This is a genomic window from Anaerozeibacter quisquiliarum (assembly GCF_051162045.1).
Lineage (GTDB): Bacteria > Bacillota > Clostridia > Christensenellales > Aristaeellaceae > Anaerozeibacter > Anaerozeibacter quisquiliarum.
On the sequence record NZ_JBISDI010000083.1, the window covers coordinates 1 to 1327 of the forward strand.

The 1327-nt window shown below is 53.4% G+C and carries 1 protein-coding gene; it reads left to right on the forward strand.

Features of this window, described 5'->3' with window-relative positions:
• Window positions 1–133 precede the first annotated feature (133 nt).
• The gene (locus ACH6CV_RS18055) at window positions 134–1315 is read left to right on the forward strand and encodes an ISAs1 family transposase (protein ID WP_456359609.1); all 1182 of its coding nucleotides are present in this window, start codon (window positions 134–136) and stop codon (window positions 1313–1315) included.
• The last annotated feature ends 12 nt before the right edge of the window (window positions 1316–1327 follow it).

A 1327-nucleotide genomic window follows, 5' to 3' on the forward strand; every position in this document is an offset into this window, starting at 1 on the left:
CAGGGCAATCGCTTACGGAGAAATGAGATAGAGAGCGAACGGGCGAGGGGTGCGTATTAAATTTGCATTACCAAAAGGATTTGGTGTAAGGAGGTCGAAGGAGAACACAGCAAATAATAAAGGCTGTGAGCATATGGATTCATCCGAGTTTGACAGGGTAGTGAAAAGGCCCACGAACAAGAAGGCGTTTATTGAATTGCTGACGGAAGAGATCACCGATCATCGTGCCGGAAACGCGGTTCGCCACAACCTGACAGACATTTTGTTGGTTGGAATTCTCTGCATAATCTGCAATGGGGATACTTTCACCGACATGGAGTTGTTCGGAAAGACGCACGAAGAAGAACTCAGGCGATATCTGGAACTTCCCCATGGGATCCCCTCGCATGACACCTTTGGGGATGTGTTTTCGAGAATCGATCCCAAGGAACTGGGCCGCTGCTTCGAGTATTTCATGCAATCATGGAAAGACACGATCAAGGAGCACCGCATCGCCATCGACGGGAAGACCATTCGCGGCAGCCGCACGGAGAACCGCAAGCCCAAGCACATCGTGACGGCCTTCGCCAGCGACGTCCAGTTGGTTCTCGGTCAGCTTGCGGTGGATGACAAGGGCAACGAAATCACTGCCATTCCTGCGCTCTTGGACATGTTCTGCCTCAGAGGGAGTACCGTCACCATAGACGCAATAGGTACCCAGACGGCGATCGCCCAGAAGATCGTCGACAAGGGCGGCGATTACGTCCTGGCGCTCAAGGATAACCAGCCGTCCCTGTTGGATGACATCAGATTCTACATGGAAAATGAAGTCCTCCGGCAGGATAAGTCGGCTCTGAAAGATCATGGGTTGTATGCCAATACCCTCGACAAGGGACACGGCAGGATCGAGAAACGGGAGTGCTTCCTGATCTCCGACCTCTCCTGGCTCGATGGGCGGGAGAAATGGGCGGGACTGTCCGGTGCGGCAATGATCCGCGCGAACCGAGCTTTCCCAGATGGAACCGCCTCGCAAAGCGAGCAATACTTTCTGTTCAGCGCACCCGATATGACAGCTTCCCTCCTTCTTGAAATCAAGCGCGGTCACTGGGCAATCGAGAACCAACTCCACTGGGTGCTGGATATGACGTTCCATGAAGACGATTCCCGCGCCCGCATTGAAAACGCCGCGGAAGTCCTCGATATCCTCCGCAAGCTCGCCTTGCAACTGTTGAAACATGAAACCTCCGTCAAAGCCAGTATGCGCGCCAAAAGATTACGCTGTGCTTATGACTTATCCTACGCCTTCCGCTGCCTTGGCTTCTACCCTCTTTCGTAAGCGATTGCCCTG